We start from the raw sequence: 1,358 nt of genomic DNA on the forward strand, positions 1-1,358 counted from the left end.
AAGCTTTTCCATCAATAAAAAATGGATCAGCCTATGACTGCTCACGCTCCCGCCGCCGCGCCCAGTGATGGTATCGACCCGGTACGCGCCGCCGAAATTTCCGCCCGCATTGATCGGCTGCCTGCCGTTGCCACCATCTGGCGTCTGGTGGCGCTGCTGTCGATCGGCGGTTTTTTCGAACTCTACGATCTGTTCCAGACCGCCTACATCAGTCCTGGGCTGATTCGCGACGGCTTGTTCGCCACGGGCAATCAGGGGGTGTTCGGTTTCTCCGATCAGGCGGCGTTTGCCTCGGCGACGTTCCTCGGCCTGTTCCTCGGCGCCAGCCTGCTCAGTCCGCTGGCGGATCGTTTCGGTCGCCGGGCGATCTTCACCTTCGCGCTGATCTGGTACACGGTGGCGACAGTGCTGATGGGGATTCAGACCTCGGCGCTGGGCATCATCGGCATGCGTTTTCTGGTCGGCATCGGCCTCGGTATCGAGCTGGTGACCATCGACGCTTACCTCTCGGAACTGGTGCCCAAGCGCATGCGCAGCTCGGCGTTTGCCTTTGCGTTTTTCGTGCAGTTCCTCTCGGTGCCGGCGGTGGCCTTGATGTCGTGGTGGCTGGTGCCGCAAGCGCCGTTCGGCATTTCCGGCTGGCGTTGGGTAGTGTTGGCCAGCGCGGTGTTTGCGCTGTTTATCTGGTGGCTGCGCAAGCGTCTGCCGGAATCGCCGCGCTGGCTTGCGCAGCATGGTCGCTTTGATGAGGCCAACCGGATCCTCGACCATCTCGAAGCGCGCTGCGCCAAGGATTACGGCAAAGCGCTGGATGCGCCGGAACCAGTGTCAGTCGATGTCGAAGGCAAGGGCCGTTTCGCCGATATCTGGCAGCCGCCGTACCGCCGTCGCGCGTTGATGCTGATCGTTTTTCATATCTTTCAGGCGATCGGTTTCTTCGGTTTCGGCAACTGGTTGCCGGCGCTGCTTTCGGGGCAAGGCGTGAGCGTCACCCACAGTTTGATGTACGCCTTCATCATCACCCTCGCCTACCCGCTCGGGCCGTTGCTGTTCGTGAAGTTCGCCAACCGTTTCGAAAACAAATGGCAGATCGTCGGCTCGGCCCTCGGCGCGATGACCTTCGGCACCCTGTTCGCCCTGCAGAGCAGCGCGTTCGGGCTGATCTTCTGCGGGGTAATGATCACCTTCTGCAACGCCTGGCTGAGCTTCAGTTATCACTCCTATCAGAGCGAACTGTTCCCGACCAACATCCGCGCCCGCGCGGTCGGGTTCTGCTATTCGTTCAGTCGCTTGTCGACGGTGTTCAGCAGTCTGCTGATCGGCATGTTCCTGGATAATTTCGGCACGCCGGGGGTACT

General features: G+C 60.9%; 1 protein-coding gene. It reads left to right on the forward strand.

Features of this window, described 5'->3' with window-relative positions; translation table 11 throughout:
- Positions 1–33 precede the first annotated feature (33 nt).
- Positions 34–1,358, forward strand: a 1,325-nt coding sequence (locus OQK_RS28770) for an MFS transporter (protein ID WP_016775516.1), incomplete at its 3' end; no start/stop codon positions are given.

It is taken from the genome of Pseudomonas sp. R62, from assembly GCF_000257605.1.
Lineage (GTDB): Bacteria > Pseudomonadota > Gammaproteobacteria > Pseudomonadales > Pseudomonadaceae > Aquipseudomonas > Aquipseudomonas atacamensis.